Annotated in this window: 15 protein-coding genes; 10 read left to right on the forward strand and 5 right to left on the reverse strand. The window is 59.7% G+C overall.

Annotated elements, in window-relative coordinates; all coding sequences use genetic code 11:
• Positions 1-377: 377 nt before the first annotated feature.
• Complete coding sequence (locus AABM55_RS19215) at positions 378-1490, reverse strand: succinylglutamate desuccinylase/aspartoacylase family protein (RefSeq protein WP_347927337.1); 1113 nt, start codon at positions 1488-1490, stop codon at positions 378-380.
• Between the two features lie 155 nt (positions 1491-1645).
• Here AABM55_RS19215 and AABM55_RS19220 point away from each other — a divergent pair, with 155 nt between their 5' ends.
• Positions 1646-2299, forward strand: coding sequence for a type 1 glutamine amidotransferase (locus tag AABM55_RS19220; protein WP_347927338.1), 654 nt, complete (start codon positions 1646-1648; stop codon positions 2297-2299).
• Between the two features lie 168 nt (positions 2300-2467).
• Here the strand turns inward: AABM55_RS19220 and AABM55_RS19225 are convergent, their stop codons facing one another.
• Positions 2468-2902 (reverse strand): rhodanese-like domain-containing protein, encoded by a 435-nt coding sequence (locus tag AABM55_RS19225; protein ID WP_347927339.1) that lies wholly within the window; start codon positions 2900-2902, stop codon positions 2468-2470.
• Positions 2903-3002: 100 nt separating this feature from the next.
• Here AABM55_RS19225 and ftrA point away from each other — a divergent pair, with 100 nt between their 5' ends.
• A complete protein-coding gene (ftrA, locus tag AABM55_RS19230) occupies positions 3003-3980 on the forward strand; it encodes a transcriptional regulator FtrA (protein ID WP_347927340.1) in 978 nt (325 codons plus the stop codon).
• Between the two features lie 72 nt (positions 3981-4052).
• On the opposite strand, the gene AABM55_RS19235 is transcribed toward ftrA, so the two are convergent.
• Positions 4053-5282 carry an acyl-CoA dehydrogenase gene (locus AABM55_RS19235; protein ID WP_347927341.1) on the reverse strand — a complete coding sequence of 410 codons (1230 nt, stop codon included), beginning with the start codon at positions 5280-5282 and terminating at the stop codon, positions 4053-4055.
• A 176-nt stretch (positions 5283-5458) separates the two neighbouring features.
• On the opposite strand from AABM55_RS19235, the gene AABM55_RS19240 reads away from it, so the two are divergent.
• From AABM55_RS19240 to AABM55_RS19250, 3 genes are all read left to right on the forward strand, one after another.
• A complete protein-coding gene (locus AABM55_RS19240; protein WP_054596575.1) occupies positions 5459-6388 on the forward strand; it encodes a LysR family transcriptional regulator in 930 nt (309 codons plus the stop codon).
• 183 nt (positions 6389-6571) lie between these two features.
• Complete coding sequence (locus AABM55_RS19245) at positions 6572-6970, forward strand: MerR family DNA-binding transcriptional regulator (protein WP_054596574.1); 399 nt, start codon at positions 6572-6574, stop codon at positions 6968-6970.
• A 37-nt stretch (positions 6971-7007) separates the two neighbouring features.
• Complete coding sequence (locus AABM55_RS19250; protein ID WP_347927342.1) at positions 7008-7907, forward strand: hydroxymethylglutaryl-CoA lyase; 900 nt, start codon at positions 7008-7010, stop codon at positions 7905-7907.
• Positions 7908-8497: 590 nt separating this feature from the next.
• On the opposite strand, the gene AABM55_RS19255 is transcribed toward AABM55_RS19250, so the two are convergent.
• Positions 8498-10195: an AMP-binding protein gene (locus tag AABM55_RS19255; protein WP_347927343.1), complete on the reverse strand. Its 1698-nt coding sequence runs from the start codon at positions 10193-10195 to the stop codon at positions 8498-8500.
• A 251-nt stretch (positions 10196-10446) separates the two neighbouring features.
• On the opposite strand from AABM55_RS19255, the gene AABM55_RS19260 reads away from it, so the two are divergent.
• The 4 genes from AABM55_RS19260 to AABM55_RS19275 are packed head-to-tail and all read left to right on the forward strand — an operon-like array spanning position 10447 to position 16007.
• On the forward strand, positions 10447-11610 hold the full coding sequence (locus AABM55_RS19260) for an isovaleryl-CoA dehydrogenase (RefSeq protein ID WP_054596570.1): 1164 nt from the start codon (positions 10447-10449) through the stop codon (positions 11608-11610).
• An 11-nt stretch (positions 11611-11621) separates the two neighbouring features.
• A complete protein-coding gene (locus tag AABM55_RS19265) occupies positions 11622-13229 on the forward strand; it encodes a carboxyl transferase domain-containing protein (protein WP_103316176.1) in 1608 nt (535 codons plus the stop codon).
• 13 nt (positions 13230-13242) lie between these two features.
• The gene (locus AABM55_RS19270; protein ID WP_347927344.1) at positions 13243-14058 is read left to right on the forward strand and encodes a gamma-carboxygeranoyl-CoA hydratase; all 816 of its coding nucleotides are present in this window, start codon (positions 13243-13245) and stop codon (positions 14056-14058) included.
• Positions 14058-16007 (forward strand): acetyl/propionyl/methylcrotonyl-CoA carboxylase subunit alpha, encoded by a 1950-nt coding sequence (locus AABM55_RS19275; protein WP_347927345.1) that lies wholly within the window; start codon positions 14058-14060, stop codon positions 16005-16007. The genes AABM55_RS19270 and AABM55_RS19275 overlap by 1 nt, the downstream gene beginning before the upstream one ends.
• Before the next feature lie 42 nt (positions 16008-16049).
• Here AABM55_RS19275 and AABM55_RS19280 read toward each other — a convergent pair whose 3' ends face one another.
• A complete protein-coding gene (locus AABM55_RS19280; protein WP_054596566.1) occupies positions 16050-16715 on the reverse strand; it encodes a LexA family transcriptional regulator in 666 nt (221 codons plus the stop codon).
• Positions 16716-16844: 129 nt separating this feature from the next.
• On the opposite strand from AABM55_RS19280, the gene AABM55_RS19285 reads away from it, so the two are divergent.
• On the forward strand, positions 16845-17186 hold the full coding sequence (locus AABM55_RS19285; RefSeq protein ID WP_054596565.1) for a DUF3077 domain-containing protein: 342 nt from the start codon (positions 16845-16847) through the stop codon (positions 17184-17186).
• Positions 17187-17571 lie beyond the last annotated feature (385 nt).

A 17571-nucleotide genomic window follows, 5' to 3' on the forward strand; every position in this document is an offset into this window, starting at 1 on the left:
TCCTTTGGGGCGTCTGCCAAAGGGAGTCGCCGTCAGGGCGAAACCCCAAGTGGCCGTTACCGCAGCAATGGATATGTACACCTGCAAGAGGTTGATCGGCTGTCAGGCCGTCATCGCGAGCAAGCTCAGCTCCCACAGTAGATCTATGTACATCTGCAAGAGATGGGTCGGCTGTCCGGCCGCCATCGCGGGTAAGCCCAGCTCCCACAGTAGATCTATGTACATCTGCGGGAGATTGGCCGGCTGTCAGGCCGCTATCGCGAGCAAGCTCAGCTCCCACAGTAGATCTGTGTACATCTGCGGGAGATGGGCCGGCTGTCAGGCCGTCATCGCGAGCAAGCTCGGCTCCCACAGGAGATGGGGCAGCCAGACCAGACTCAATCGTTGACCAGTTTCCCAACCCGAATCGCTTCCCGCCCCGCCACCTTCGCCTGCCAGATCCCCGGCTGCGTATACCGCCCGCGATCCAGCGCAAACAACACCCCGCTGGTCCCGGCACACACCACCGTCACCCGATCACTCAACGGATCGACCACCTCAAACAACGCATCGCCCTTCTCGACCCACTCCCCCGCCTCACGCAGAAAACTCACCACCCCGTGATGCGGTGCAAACAGATACTCGGTCCCCTCGAACGGCATCCCCTCACAGCACTCATCCGGCGCTTGCGGCCACTGCCCGGCAATAAAACCCTGCTCTGCCAGAAACCCGAGGATCGCCTCGCAATTGGCCTGAGCCTGATCAACCCGCGTGTCACCCATGCTCCCCAATTCCAGCGTCGTCGCCAGGTTGGCCGGTGGAATCGACGCCTCTGGAAACGCCTTGGCCAGCCGCAACCACGGCGACGAACAGGACTCATCGAACGAACTGCCACCGGAGTCTTCGCACAACAACGCCACACCGGCCTTCAACCGCGCCGCCAGAGACTGCCACCGCGGCCAGTGTTGCGGCAGCGCATAAAGATGAATGACCGCCTCGAAATCGCAATGCAGATCCAGGGTGATCTCAGCCTCACAGGCATGCCGCAACAGCAAACGATGCAGGGCTTCCAGCTGTGAAGCCGGAGCCGGTAACCGGTCGAGAACCTGACCCATGGTCTGACGGATCAACGCGATGTTGGCCTCGGCGTCGTTGCCCAACTGCGAACCGATCAACTCCCCCACCGGCCCGCTGAGTTCGTAGAACGCCCGGTTGAAATTCTTCCCGCTGCCCAGCTCGAAACGGCCCATGTGGGCGCTTTGCAGATGCTGGTCCAGGCCAATCGGGTTGGCCACCGGCACCAGTTCGATAACGCCGTTGAGCTGGCCCTGGGCTTCAAGTTCGGTGAGACGCTTCTTCAGCTCCCAGGCCGTGCGCATGCCCGGCAGCTCATCGGCATGCAGGCTGGCCTGAATGTAGACCTTGCGCGGACCCGCGCCAAAACGAAACACACTGAGGCTGCGCTCGGTGCCGAGGTGGCTCCAGGGCAATTGATGGTCGATACGTTGCATGGCGGGCTCCTGTGTTGAACTCTGCCTGGTGACCTTTGCGTTTGCCTTCAGACGTCTGTAACCGGCCTTCAGAAACGCCTCGTTTTCAGTCAAGATGCCACAGGTTCCGACGGAAAAGCCGACCGTACAACCCTTCGCCACCAGAGAGCCGCGCCATGCCCGAGCAATCGACCTCGCTGAACCTGATCCAGCACCACCCCGCCGAAGGTCCGGGCGCTATCGACGACTGGGCCGAGTCCCGAGGGCTGACGCTGAAGGTGTTTCGCGCGGACCTTGGTCAGCTTCCACCCGCAGGCGCTGCGCCAGTGATCATTCTGGGCGGGCCTTATGAGGCCAACGCAGGTCCGCAGTGGCTGGCAGAAGAGCGCAAGTGGCTGGCCGCAAGAATCGCACAGGGCGCGCCAGTGTTCGCCATTTGCCTGGGTGCGCAATTGCTGGCCCTGAGTCTGGGCGGGAATGTGCGGCGAATGACCCGGACCGAAACCGGCTGGACCACGGTTACCTTCGCCGATGGGCGCGCATTGAACGTGCTTGAATGGCATGAGGACGCGATCGATCTGCCACCCGACGCCCGATTGCTGGCCAGCAGCGCCCAGTGTGAGCAGCAGATGTACGCCGTCGGCTCGACCCGCGTGGGATTGCAGTTTCATCCGGAATGGAACGCCGAGTCGGTAGCGCTACTCAATGCCCACTTCGGCAATGAGTCCCCCCTGCCCCGCGATCAGGACGACAGCACCGCTTACCGCCTAGTGTTCGACTGGTTGCAGGCGACGCTGGATGAGTGGCATGCAACCGCGTCCAGGACCTAGCAATGCCCCCTTGTGGCGAGGGAGCTTGCTCCCGCTCGAGCGCGAAGCGGTCGCAATAAAGCTGATGCGTTTATCCTGAGAGAACGCACTGGCAAGTTTACGACTGCTTCGCAGCCGAGCGGGAGCAAGCTCCCTCGCCACAAGAGCTGACTCGACGGCGTGTCGTGATCAGCACTCGCATCCGATTGCCGCACTGGTTGGGCGTTCAACCGGGTGGCTAAGTTCAAAGCCTTCATCCAGCCAGCCGGTCACTCCGCCGATCATTTCCTTGACCGGGTATTCCAGCGCCGCGAGCTTCACCGCAGCCTTGTTCGCGCCGTTGCAGTGCGGACCGGCGCAATACACCACGAACAGCGTGGTTTTCGGGTAAGCCGCCAGTACTTCAGCACTGATCAAGCGTCCAGGAATATTGATCGCACCCGGCACATGTCCGCGCTCGAACGCCAGTGGACCCCGCACATCCACCAGAACGAAGTCCACATCACCGGCCTGCTGGCTGCCAAAGACGTCGGAACAGTCGGTTTCAAAGGTCAGGCGGTTGCTGAAATGCATCAGGGCAACGGCGGATGGGGCGGCAGGAATTTCGCGAACCAGGCTGGTCATGGGTGCTCTCCAAAGCGTGTGTGGGCGTGAGAGGACTGTATCCAACTCGCCGATACCGCTAGAGTGGCGCACAAGACACTCACTGGGAATTTTCCGCCAAATGCACACTGAACCCGGATTAGTCGCGATTCTGGCCTACGACGGTCTCTGCACCTTCGAGTTCGGGATTGCCGTGGAGATCTTCGGGCTGGCACGGCCAGAGTTCGACTTTCCTTGGTACGAACACCGGATCGTCGCTGTCGATCAGGGGCCGATGCGCGCCATGGGCGGCATTCAGGTATTGGCGGACGGCGGCATGGAGCTGCTGGACATCGCGCGGACCATCATCATTCCCGGTTGGCGCAGCCGCACTGAACCAGTGCCTGAAGCCCTACTTTCGGCCCTGCGCCAAGCGCATGCCCGAGGCGCGCGGCTGCTGTCGATCTGCTCCGGGGTGTTTGTACTCGCAGCCACTGGGTTGCTCGACGGGCTGAGCGCAACAACTCACTGGCGTTATACCGAGGAACTGTCCGAACGCTTCCCGAACATTCTGGTCGACCCCGACGTGCTGTATGTCGATGCGGGGCAGTTGATCACGTCCGCCGGCAGCGCCGCCGGCATTGACGCGTGCCTGCACCTGGTGGCACGGGACTTTGGCACCCAGGTCGCCAACTCGGTGGCACGCCGGTTGGTGATGTCGCCGCAACGCACTGGCGGCCAGGCACAGTTCATTCCCGCCCCCGTCAGCCGCACTCCCCGCAGCGATCTGTCGCGCGTCATGCAATGGGCCCGCGAACGCCTGCATGAACCGTTGGGTGTGCGCGAACTGGCGAGTCAGGCAGCGATGAGCGAGCGAACTTTTTTACGACGGTTCAGCGAAGCCACCGGTGCCTCGCCCAAATCCTGGCTGCAACAACAACGGCTGGCACGCGCCCGGGAACTGCTGGAAAGCAGCGCGCACAACACCGAGTCCATCGCGCTGCAATGTGGTTACCGTTCGGTGGAGAGTTTTCGGGTGGCGTTTCGCAGCGTGGTCGGGCTGCCGCCGTCGGTGTATCGGGAGCGGTTTGGCCGCGAAGTGAAAGCGCTGTCGATGTGAGGGGTGATTGCCAATCCACTCACCCGCAAACACAGCAATACTGCGTTTGCGGGTGATGTACAGCGCCGCGGCTTAGTGCCCGCTGCGCAGCATTTCATTCGGCACATATTTGCCGATTTCAAACTTGCCGATCGCTGCGCGGTGCACTTCGTCCGGGCCATCGGCCAGACGCAGCGTACGTTGCATGGCGTACATGTAGGCCAGCGGAAAATCGTTGGAGACACCCGCACCACCGTGGATCTGAATCGCCCGGTCGATCACCTTCAAGGCCACATTCGGCGCCACCACCTTGATCTGGGCGATTTCGCTTTTCGCCACTTTGTTGCCCACGGTGTCCATCATGTAGGCGGCTTTGAGGGTCAGCAGCCGCGCCATGTCGATCTCCATCCGCGAGTCGGCGATCTTGTCGATATTGCCGCCCAAGCGTGCCAGCGGTTTACCGAAGGCGGTGCGGTTGATCGAGCGCTTACACATCAACTCCAGTGCGCGCTCCGCCATGCCGATCGAGCGCATGCAGTGGTGAATCCGGCCTGGGCCAAGGCGCCCCTGGGCGATTTCGAAGCCACGGCCCTCACCCAGCAACACGTTCTCATGAGGCACACGGACGTTCTCGAACAGCACTTCGGCGTGACCGTGAGGTGCGTCGTCGTAACCGAACACCGGCAGCGGACGAACGATCTTCACGCCAGGCGTATCCACCGGCACCAGGATCATCGAATGCTGCTGGTGACGCGGTGCGTCGGGGTTGCTCAGGCCCATGAAAATCAGGATTTTGCAGCGTGGATCGCATGCGCCGGAGGTCCACCACTTCTTGCCGTTGATCACCCATTCGTCACCATCGCGCACTGCACGAGCGGCCATGTTGGTGGCGTCGGAGGACGCCACGTCCGGTTCAGTCATGGCGAACGCCGAGCGGATCTCGCCGCGCAGCAGCGGCTCCAGCCAGCGCTGCTTCTGTTCTTCATTGGCGTAGCGCACCAACACTTCCATGTTGCCGGTATCCGGCGCCGAACAGTTGAACGGCTCAGGCCCGAGCAAGGAGCGGCCCATGATTTCCGCCAATGGCGCGTATTCCAGGTTGGTCAGGCCGGCGCCCAGTTCGGATTCCGGCAAAAACAGGTTCCACAAGCCTTCAGCCTTGGCCTTGTTTTTCAGCTCTTCCATGATCGCCGTCGGCTGCCAGCGATCGCCTTCAGCGACCTGACATTCGAACACCGCTTCGGCTGGATAAACGTAAGCATCCATGAACGCAGTCACGCGTTCACGCAGTTCCTGGACCTTGGGGGAATAGGCGAAATCCATGGGCAGCTACCTTTTTTGACGAGGTGTTGAAGACGTTGTTGAGGTCATGAATCGATGCTAGATCAGCGTTGATAATTTACCTAGCCTATTCTCGGCGTGTATTAACATTCATCACCGATATATGATCGACTGATCGAGCCCCCTGCTCCAATAACAAAAGCCAAGAGCGAAACGCCATGAACCTAAGCAAGGTTGACCTCAATCTTTTCATCGTCTTTGACGCGATCTACACCGAAGCCAACCTGACCCGCGCCGGGCAAATTGTCGGCATTACCCAGCCTGCGGTGTCGAACGCTCTGGCCCGCCTGCGCGAGACCTTCAACGACCCATTGTTCGTGCGTACCGCCCAGGGCATGGTGCCCACGCCCATGGCGCAAAACATCATCGGTCCGGTGCGCAACGCGCTGTCGCTGCTGCGGGTATCGGTGCAGGAAAGCCGGATTTTCAACCCGTTGCAGGCGGTCAAGACCTATCGCATCAGCATGACCGACCTCACCGAGGCGGTGATCCTGCCGCCGCTGTTCCAGCGCCTGCGACGCCTGGCGCCGACGGTGATCATCGAGAGTTTTCTGTCGAAACGCCGCGAGACCACCAAGGAACTCGCCGCTGGCCGCCTGGACTTTGCCGTCGATGCACCGCTCAACACCGATCCGCAAGTGCGTCACGTCAAGTTGATGGAAGATCGCTACGTGTGTGCCATGCGCAAGGGCCATCCGATGGCGAGCAAGGAAAAGTTCAGCCTCGACGACTACCTGTCACTGACCCATGTGCACATTTCCAGCCGCCGCAGTGGTCTCGGTTATGTCGACCTGGCCTTGGGCAAAATGGGCATCCAGCGCAAGATCGCCCTGCGCTCGCAGCACTACCTGATGGCCTCCCAGGTGTTGCAGCAAACCGACATGGTAATGACCGTGCCCGAGCGTTTTGCCCGGCGTCATGACCTGCATGCCTTCTATCTGCCGGTCAATGATGTGCCGCCGGTGGAGACCCACCTCTACTGGCACGAAAGCACCGACCAGGACCCGGCCAACCGCTGGATGCGTGAGCAGATGATCGAGTTGTGCCAGCAAGTGACGGCGCATGAGAAGAAGCTCGACAAAATGTAGGAGCGGGGGGACGCCTAGTTCTTGCCTGCGATGGGGTCGCTGCGGTGCACCTGATCGCCCGTGTAATCGTTCATCGCGGGCAAGAACTAGGCGTCCCCCCGCTCCTACAGGTGCTCGATCTGCTTGACGTTTACGTCAAGCTGGAATTAGCTTAGCGCCATGACCTCTTTTTCGAGCGCGCCCATGAGCAGCCAGACCTATAGTATTTCCGACCTCGCCCGCGAGCTCGACATCACCACTCGCGCCATTCGCTTTTACGAAGAGCAAGGCCTGCTGAGCCCCGAGCGTCGCGGCCAGGAACGTATCTACTCGCCACGTGACAAGGTCAGCCTGAAGCTGATCCTGCGTGGCAAGCGCATCGGTTTTTCCCTGGCCGAGTGCCGCGAACTGATCGAGCTTTACGATCCCTCCAGCGGCAATCAGAAACAGCTGCACAGCATGCTGGCGAAAATCACCGAACGCCGTGAACAGCTTGAACAGCAATTGCTGGACATCGAGCAGATGAAACTGGAACTCGACACCGCCGAAGAACGCTGTGTCCAGGCGCTGGAACAGACGATCAAGAGCCAGCAGGCTATCTGATCGTTCCCACGCTCTCAAAACAACAGGTGAATTCCTTATGCCCCTCCCCACCCATGTACGCCTGATCGAAGTCGGTCCACGCGATGGTCTGCAGAACGAAGCCCAGCCCATCAGCGTTGCAGACAAGGTGCAGTTGGTCGATGCACTCAGCGCCGCTGGCCTTGGCTATATAGAAGTCGGTAGTTTCGTTTCGCCGAAATGGGTACCGCAAATGGCCGGCTCGGCCGAGGTTTTCGCGCAGATCCAGCGCAAGCCCGGGGTGACCTACGGTGCACTGGCGCCGAACCTGCGCGGGTTCGAAGACGCGGTGGCTGCCGGGGTTAAGGAAGTCGCGGTATTCGCCGCCGCGTCCGAATCCTTCTCGCAACGCAACATCAATTGCTCGATCAGCGAAAGCCTGGCGCGCTTCGTGCCGATCATGGAGGCCGCCCGGCAACACGGGGTCAGTGTGCGCGGTTACGTGTCCTGTGTGCTCGGCTGCCCTTACGAGGGTGACGTGGCGCCCGAGCAAGTTGCCCTGGTTGCACGCGAGCTGTATGCGATGGGCTGCTACGAGGTCTCTCTTGGCGACACCATCGGTACCGGCACCGCCGGCGCAACGCGCAAGATGTTCGAGGTGGTTTCAGCCGACGTGCCACGGGACAAACTGGCCGGGCATTTCCACGACACCTACGGTCAGGCCATGGCCAACATCTATGCCAGCCTGCTGGAAGGGATTGCGGTATTCGACAGTTCTATCGCCGGCCTCGGCGGCTGCCCGTATGCCAAAGGCGCCAGCGGTAACGTTGCCACCGAAGACGTGCTGTACCTGCTCAACGGCCTGGGTATCGAGACCGGCGTCGACATGGACAAACTGATTCTGGCCGGCCAGCAGATCTGCAACGTCCTGGGCCGTCCTACCGGTTCACGCGTGGCCAAGGCCCGTAGCGCCCAGTGATGTGTCGGGGGTGTTACCGCACCCGCAACAAAACGAGTAACACGGAAACAACCTGACCGAATTTTTATGAACGATTTGTCCTACAAAATGTTAATTGCTTGATTTTAAAGGACTTTAAAAAGTTGGCATGGCTTCTGCTATCTCTATGGCATAACAAGAATAAAAAGCAGCAAACCTAATAAAAATAAGACGTAACGACTCTGACATAACAAAAACAACACGGCAGAGACGCAGCTAACAGATTTTTTTGGAGAAGGTGTGCTTTTCAGGGTGCTGCTTGCAGTAACCCGCAACCGGGCAGAGAACAATAAAACTACCTTCAGGTAGCTCCCGAACTGGTTGGATCGCTTGGCGAAAAAGCAGATCAGCGCTCAAAAAAATACGTTTGCTCTTGACCCCGGATGGGGGTCGCCCGAAACAGCGGTAAAGGGTCACGGTTGCCAAAAACAACAACAGACCGCCCCTTAATAATAAAAAAAGAGCAGGCAACGACAAATTAAAGGGGAGCTTCGGCTCCCCTTTGTGCTGTCTGGCGTTCAGGTTTTGGCCGCGTATCCTGTGGGAGCAAGCTCGCTCCCACAGGATTGTCGTTAGCCTTTATTGGCTTTCAGCTCTTCGATACTGATCTCGCGCATCCGGAACTTCTGGATCTTGCCGGTCACGGTCATCGGAAACTCCTCGACGAACTTGAAGTAGCGCGGCGTCTTGAAGTGCGCGATGCGCTCCTTGCACCAGGTTTGCAGCTCTTGCTCAGTGGCGCTGTGGCCCGGGTGAAACTTGATCCAGGCAACGATCTCCTCGCCGTACTTCTCGCATGGAATACCGACGATCTGCACATCCGCCACCGCTGGATGGGTGAAGAAGAACTCTTCCAGCTCCCGCGGGTAAATATTCTCGCCACCACGAATGATCATGTCCTTGTTACGTCCGGCGATGCAGACGTAACCCTCTTCGTTCATGGTCGCCAGATCGCCAGTGTGCATCCAGCCAGCCTGATCGATCGCCTCGGCCGTGCCTTGCGGGTTGTTCCAATAACCGAGCATCACACTGTAACCGCGAGTGCACAGTTCACCGATGGTTCCACGGGGCACCAGATTGCCCGCCTCATCAATGATTTTGCTTTCCAACTGCGGCTGGGTGCGGCCGACCGTGGTGACGCGCAGTTCCAAATCGTCTGACGGACCGGTCTGTAACGACACCGGACTGGTTTCCGTCATGCCGTAGGCAATCTGCACTTCGCTCATGTGCATCTCGCTGATAACCCGACGCATGACTTCAATCGGGCACGTTGCCCCGGCCATGATCCCGGTACGCAACGTCGACAGGTCAAACTCTGCACGGCGCGGTTGATCGAGCATGGCGATGAACATGGTCGGCACACCGTACAACGCGGTGGCTTTCTCTTGCGCAACAGTGGTCAACGTCAGCAACGGGTCGAAGGCGTCGTTGGGGTAAATCATGGTGCTGCCATGGGTGATGCAACCCAAGTTGCCCATGACCATGCCGAAGCAGTGATACAGCGGCACCGGGATCACCAGGCGATCATCGGCGGTCAGCCCGAGGCTTTCGCCAACCATGTAACCGTTGTTGAGGATGTTGTAGTGACTGAGGGTCGCGCCCTTGGGAAATCCGGTGGTGCCGGAGGTGTATTGAATGTTCACCGCCTGGTCGAAATGCAGGCTGTTTTGCCGTGCCTTGAGCTGTTCAACCGGCACCCCGGCACCGAGATCCGCCAATTGCGACCACGGCAAAAAGCCTGATGGCGGCTGCGCGTCGAGGCTGATCACGCCGCGTAAATCCGGCAAACGCTCAGAGTGCAGGTGGCCAATGGATTGCTCGGCCAGTTCCGGTGCCAGGCCTTGCAGCATGGCGTGGTAATCGGACGTCTTGAACGAGCCGGCACACACCAGCCATTGGCAACCGGACTGCTTCAGCACGTACTCGAGTTCGGAACTGCGATAAGCCGGATTGATGTTGACCAGAATCACCCCGATCTTCGCGCTGGCAAACTGGCTGATGCACCACTGCGCGCAGTTTGGCGCCCAGATGCCGAGACGGTCCCCCGCCTGCAAACCCAGCGCCAATAGCGCTCTGGCATGCAAATCGACCGCTTCGGCCAATTGCGCCCAGTTGTAGCGAAGTTGCTGATGACGCACCACCAATGCATCACCGTGAGGATACTTCGCGACGGTGTTATCGAACGCTTGGCCAATGGTCATCGCCAGCAAGGCTTTGTCCTGTGAACCACGGCTGTAGCTGTGCTGTGGGGGAGCACTGTGTTGATCCATGACGACCCCTATTGTCTTTATTTTAGGAGCGAGGCTTGCCTGTAACAGGGCTGCCCCGGCGTTACTGAAAGTCCGCGCTATCGTTCATCGCGAGCAAGCTCGGCGCCTACAGAGTCGCTCAAGTTGACGTTAACGTAAAGGGTGATTGACAGCCATTCGTCACAGGCTTACGTTAACGTAAAGGTGACAGTCGATTCGGCGCGCTATGCAGGCCGATTCTCCATTTATAAAAACAAGTTTGAAGGTGCCCCATGAGCTATCCGACCCTGAACTTTGCCCTCGGCGAAACCATCGACATGCTGCGTGACCAGGTCCGCGCCTTCGTCAGCAAAGAGATCGCCCCGCGCGCAGCACAGATCGATATCGATAACCTGTTCCCGGCTGACTTGTGGCGTAAATTCGGTGACATGGGGTTGCTGGGGATTACCGTTCCAGAAGAATACGGCGGCGCCGGCCTAGGCTATCTGGCGCACGTGGTGGCCATGGAAGAAATCAGCCGTGGCTCGGCCTCGGTCGCCCTGTCCTACGGCGCGCATTCCAACCTCTGCGTCAATCAGATCAACCGCAACGGCACCCACGAACAGAAAGCCAAATACCTGCCGAAGCTCATCAGCGGCGAGCACATCGGCGCCCTCGCCATGAGCGAGCCGAACGCCGGCTCCGACGTGGTTTCGATGAAACTGCGCGCCGACAAACGTGGCGACCACTATGTGCTCAACGGCAGCAAGACCTGGATCACCAACGGCCCGGACGCCAACACTTACGTGATCTACGCCAAGACCGACCTGGAAAAGGGCCCGCACGGGATCACAGCATTTATCGTCGAACGCGACTGGAAAGGTTTCAGCCGCAGCAACAAATTCGACAAGCTCGGCATGCGCGGCTCGAACACCTGCGAGCTGTTCTTCGATGATGTTGAAGTCCCGGAAGAAAACATCCTGGGCGTGCTCAACGGTGGCGTGAAAGTGCTGATGAGCGGCCTCGATTATGAGCGCGTGGTGCTCTCCGGCGGGCCAACCGGGATCATGCAGGCCTGCATGGACCTCATCGTTCCGTACATCCACGACCGCAAACAGTTCGGCCAAAGCATCGGCGAATTCCAGCTGATCCAGGGCAAGGTCGCCGACATGTACACCCAGCTCAACGCCAGCCGCGCCTACCTGTACGCAGTGGCTCAAGCCTGCGAGCGTGGCGAAACCACCCGCAAGGACGCTGCCGGCGTAATCCTTTACAGCGCTGAACGCGCCACGCAAATGGCCCTCGATGCGATCCAGATTCTGGGTGGCAACGGCTACATCAACGAATTCCCAGCCGGCCGTCTGCTGCGTGACGCCAAGCTGTATGAAATCGGTGCGGGCACCAGTGAGATCCGTCGCATGCTGATCGGTCGTGAACTCTTCAACGAAACCCGCTAACGGAGCTGTCCATGGCAATCCTGCACACCCAGCTCAACCCCCGTTCGGCGGAGTTCGCGGCCAACAGCGCGGCGATGCTTGCCCAGGTCGACGCCTTGCACACCCTGCTCGCTCAGGTCCGGCAAGGCGGCGGCGCCAAGGCCCAGGAACGGCATACCTCACGCGGCAAACTGCTGCCTCGTGAGCGGATCAATCGCCTGCTCGACCCCGGTTCGCCCTTTCTGGAAATCAGCCAACTGGCCGCTTACGAGGTCTACGGCGAAGATGTCCCCGCCGCCGGAGTGATCGCCGGCATCGGCCGGGTCGAAGGCGTCGAATGCATGATCGTCGCCAACGACGCGACCGTGAAAGGCGGTTCGTACTACCCGCTGACGGTAAAAAAACACCTGCGCGCCCAGACCATCGCCCAACAGAATCGCCTGCCGTGCATCTACCTGGTCGACTCCGGCGGCGCCAACCTGCCACGTCAGGATGAAGTGTTCCCGGACCGTGAGCACTTCGGGCGGATCTTCTTCAACCAGGCCAACATGAGCGCCATGGGCATCCCGCAGATCGCTGTGGTCATGGGCTCCTGCACTGCCGGTGGCGCCTATGTGCCGGCCATGGCCGATGAAGCGATCATGGTCCGTCAGCAGGCGACGATTTTCCTTGCCGGCCCGCCACTGGTGAAAGCCGCGACCGGTGAAGTGGTCAGCGCCGAAGACCTGGGCGGTGCCGATGTGCACTGCAAGATTTCCGGTGTAGCCGACCACTATGCCGACAGCGACGAACACGCGTTGGCCCTGGCTCGGCGCAGCGTTGCCAACCTCAACTGGCGCAAACTCGGTGAACTGCAACAACTTACGCCAATCGCACCGCTCTACAGCAGCGACGAGTTGTACGGCGTGGTGTCGGCCGATGCCAAGCAACCGTTCGACGTGCGTGAAGTGATTGCGCGACTGGTGGACGGCTCAGTGTTCGACGAATTCAAGGCGCTGTTCGGTACGACGCTGGTCTGTGGTTTCGCACACCTGCACGGCTACCCGATCGCGATTCTCGCCAACAACGGCATCCTCTTCGCCGAAGCTGCGCAGAAAGGTGCGCACTTCATCGAACTGGCCTGCCAGCGCGGGATTCCATTGCTGTTCCTGCAGAACATCACCGGCTTCATGGTCGGCCAGAAGTATGAAGCTGGCGGCATTGCCAAGCACGGCGCAAAACTGGTCACCGCCGTGGCCTGCGCCAAGGTGCCGAAATTCACTGTGATCATCGGCGGCAGCTTCGGCGCCGGTAACTACGGCATGTGTGGACGGGCCTACGATCCGCGGTTCCTGTGGATGTGGCCGAACGCGCGAATCGGCGTGATGGGCGCCGAGCAAGCCGCGGGCGTGCTGGTTCAGGTCAAGCGCGAACAGGCTGAACGCAGCGGTCATCCGTTCTCCGACGCCCAGGAAGCCGAGATCAAGCAACCGATCCTCGATCAGTACGAAGAACAGGGCCACCCCTACTATTCCAGCGCCCGGTTGTGGGACGACGGCGTCATTGACCCGGCGCAAACCCGCGACGTGCTGGCCCTGGCCTTGTCTGCATCGCTGAATGCACCTATCGAACCGAGCCGCTTCGGCGTGTTCCGGATGTGATCTGGAGAAAACCATGAGCGACTTCAATACCCTCGAACTGCTGACCGACCAGCGTGGTTTCGCCACGCTGTGGTTGAGTCGCGAGGCGAAAAACAACGCCTTCAACGCCGAAATGATCCGCGAACTGATCCTCGCGCTGGACAAGGTCCAGAGCAACCCGAGCCTGCGTTTTCTGCTGGTGCGCGGACGTGGCAAGCATTTCAGCGCTGGCGCTGACCTGGCCTGGATGCAGCAATCGGCCGAACTCGATTACCACACCAACCTTGACGACGCTCGCGAGCTGGCTGAGTTGATGTACAACCTGGCCAAGCTGAAAATCCCGACGCTGGCGGTTGTCCAGGGCGCGGCCTATGGCGGCGCTTTGGGCTTGATCAGTTGCTGCGACATGGCGATTGGTGCCGATGACGCGCAATTCTGCCTGTCGGAAGTGCGCATCGGCCTGGCGCCGGCGGTGATCAGCCCTTTCGTTGTGCAAGCCATCGGCGAACGGGCCGCGCGCCGTTATGCACTGACAGCTGAACGCTTCAGTGGCCAACGTGCTCAGGAAATCGGCCTGCTCAGCGAAAGCTATCCGGCCAGCGAACTGGAGTCGCAGGTCGAACAGTGGATCAACAATCTGTTGCTCAATAGCCCACACGCCATGCGCTCAAGCAAGGAGCTGCTGCGTGAAGTCGGCAACGGTTCCTTGAACCCGGCGTTGCGCCGCTACTGTGAAAACGCAATCGCCCGAATTCGTGTCAGCCCTGAAGGTCAGGAAGGCTTGCGGGCGTTCCTGCAAAAACGTCCGCCAAGCTGGCAGTCCGAATCCACCACCAAGGAGCTGCGTTGATGAGCGCGCCTGTTCTCACCACCTTGCTGGTGGCCAACCGTGGTGAAATTGCCTGCCGAGTGATGCGCACCGCCAAGGCGCTGGGCCTGACCACCGTGGCCGTGCACAGCGCTACCGATCGCGATGCGCGGCACAGTCGCGAGGCAGACATCCGCGTCGACCTGGGTGGCAGCAAAGCCGCTGACAGCTACCTGCAAATCGACAAACTGCTCGCTGCCGCCAAGGCCAGCGGCGCTCAGGCGATTCACCCGGGTTATGGTTTTCTCTCGGAGAACGCCGGATTTGCGCGCGCCATTGAAGCCGCCGGTTTGATTTTCCTCGGCCCACCCGCTTCGGCCATTGACGCCATGGGCAGCAAATCCGCCGCCAAAGCCTTGATGGAAACTGCGGGTGTGCCGCTGGTACCGGGTTATCACGGCGAAGCTCAGGACCTGGAAACCTTCCGCGATGCCGCCGAGCGCATCGGCTATCCGGTGCTGCTCAAGGCGACTGCCGGTGGCGGTGGAAAAGGCATGAAAGTGGTCGAGGATATCAGCCAATTGGCTGAAGCACTGGCCTCGGCGCAGCGTGAAGCGCAATCTTCGTTCGGCGATTCGCGGATGCTGGTGGAAAAGTACCTGCTCAAACCACGGCATGTGGAAATCCAGGTCTTCGCTGATCAGCACGGTAACTGCCTGTACCTCAACGAACGTGATTGCTCGATTCAACGTCGTCACCAGAAAGTCGTCGAAGAGGCGCCGGCCCCCGGCCTGAGCGCGCAACTGCGCAAAGCCATGGGTGAAGCGGCAGTCCGCGCGGCGCAAGCGATCGGTTATGTCGGCGCAGGCACCGTGGAATTTCTGCTGGATTCGCGCGGTGAGTTCTTCTTCATGGAGATGAACACGCGCCTGCAGGTCGAACACCCGGTCACCGAAGCCATCACCGGTCTCGACCTGGTGGCGTGGCAGATTCGCGTCGCCCAAGGCGAGCCGCTGCCCATGACTCAGGCGCAGGTGCCATTGCTCGGCCATGCGATTGAAGTGCGTTTGTACGCCGAAGACCCGAGCAATGACTTCTTGCCGGCCACCGGACACCTGGCGCTGTACCGCGAGTCGGCCGCGGGCCCGGGTCGGCGCGTCGATAGCGGTGTCGAGGAAGGCGACAGCATTTCGCCCTTCTACGATCCGATGCTTGGCAAGCTCATCGCCTGGGGCGAGGACCGCGAACAGGCACGTTTGCGGCTGCTGAGCATGCTGGATGAGTTCGCCATTGGCGGGCTGAAGACCAACATCAACTTCCTGCGCCGAATCATCGGACACCCGGCCTTCGCTGCGGCTGAGCTGGATACAGGATTCATCCCACGTTATCAGGACCAATTGCTGCCAGCGCCAAACGAACTCAGCGATGCGTTCTGGCAAGCCGCTGCCCAAGCCTTTGCGCAAAGCCAGGCACACCACGTACGCGCCGATGACCCGGGTTCACCATGGGCCGTTGGCAGCGGTTTCCGTGCCGGGTTGCCGGCAGAAACCACGCTGCACTTAAGCTGCGAAGACCAGGACCGGGCCATCACCCTGGCACCGGCCGACACTCGTAACGCCGAGCTCAACGGTGAGCAATTGCTGGTCGAGCATCACGGCTTGCGCCGTCAGCATCGCGCCATCCGTCAGGCTGAAACCCTGTACCTGCAATGGGAGGGTGAGCTGCGCTGCATCAAGCTTTACGACCCTATCGCCGCGGTCGAAGCCAGCCATAGTCATCAGGGCGGTCTGACCGCGCCAATGAATGGCAGCATCGTCCGTGTATTGGTAACGCCAGGGCAAACGGTCGAAACCGGTGCGCAACTGGTGGTACTGGAAGCCATGAAAATGGAGCACAGCATTCGTGCGCCCCATGCAGGCGTGGTCAAAGCCTTGTATTGCCAGGAGGGCGAGATGGTCAACGAAGGCACTGCGCTGGTGGAGCTGGAATAATCGCGGCCTGATGACAGGTCCTACGCCGTAGGACCTGCCTGACTAGAACTTGGCAGTTGCCTGCACCACGACTCCGATAATTCGGCACTCGTCGGTAAACAGGGCTTTCGGGTAAGTCGGATTCAGCGGCACGAGATACCGTTGACCGCCCTCTTCGATCAATTTGCGGAACGTCGCTTCGGCGCTGTCTGGCCACTGCGCGATCACCAGTTTACCGGGCACGGCTTCAACCGCCGGGTCGACCAGAATCAACATGTCTTGCGCAATACTGATACCGCTCGGTGCGGTCATTGCATCGCCGACCACGACCAGCCAGAACGCCGGGCCTTGGGCGTGATAATCCGATAACTCGTGACGCCCCTTGGCATAAGCAGCCGGCGCAGCCTCGCGCACCTCACTGATACCCTGCCAGTCACTGACCGGGTAACGGAAGTACGGGTTGTACTTTTGCGCCAGCGACACCTCGTAATCGCCCTCTTGCGGCTCGTCACTCGCAAGCTCGGGTTCCCTGATCACCAGGGCGACTTCGAGAAACCCCAGCCCCAACTCCCGAAGCACCCGGTTCATATCCTCGAGGCTGGGCTGGCGACGCTTGTTCAGCCAATGGCCGATGCCGCCCTGAGACATTGCGAGACGCTCTGCGAGCTTTTCCTGAGTGATTTTGAGCTCACTCATCTTGGCCTTGACCAACTCAATCCATTTATCCATGGGCGGAACAATACTTCGCGTAGTCGGACCCTCAACACACACATTGTAGTATTTAATTTTTCGTCATGAATACAGTTTGTACTAGGATTCGAATTACCCAATCGCCCCACCCACGGAGCATTACCCACCATGGACATCACCCGCAAAGACACGGCCGAACAAGAAATCGACGCGAACTTCACCTCGCTCAAGGGCTGTGCAGCAGCCCAACGCGCCCTGGACTATTACTTGAAACCAACTGTTTCAGAATTCGAAGTCGCGGAGCGATTCTTCGATGTAAACCGTAACATCAGCAGCGAAGAAGCTCTGGTCCATGCATCGGATTTGCTGCGCTGTGCGGCCGCGACTGCTTATGAGTCGGCAGACAACCTGCATGGCGCAAGCCGCGATCTGGCATTTTCAGTCGTACACATGATCGACATGGCCAAGGCCATGGTGGACAGGTCCCTGGACGGTGACCAGAAAGGATGAACAGGAAAACACGATTAGAAAACGCTGCGATCTGACTCACGCCACAGACGTTTTGGGCAGCCACAGGAAAAATTCTTCCTATAAGGCAGGTGAAAACATTTGACTTGCAAATGATAATGATTATTATTGCATGCAGCTGGTCGCGAGATCAGTCGATAGACCAAGAGACCTTAGGTCGGACTCCTGGAATATCTCCTCATCAGGCTAATCACGGTTTTTGACCCGGCTTTTTGCCGGGTCTTTTTTTTTGCCAGTTATTCTGGCTATGGCTTCAGGCTAATGAAGTCGGGTGCTGCTGAATTCGATGGCGCGGATGATATCAAAAGAGCATCTTTTTGCAACAGACCGCTCAAGCACGGGCTTTAGGGCGCCAAAAATAGCACTT

Origin of the sequence: Pseudomonas helvetica, from assembly GCF_039908645.1 — a bacterium.
GTDB lineage: Bacteria > Pseudomonadota > Gammaproteobacteria > Pseudomonadales > Pseudomonadaceae > Aquipseudomonas > Aquipseudomonas helvetica.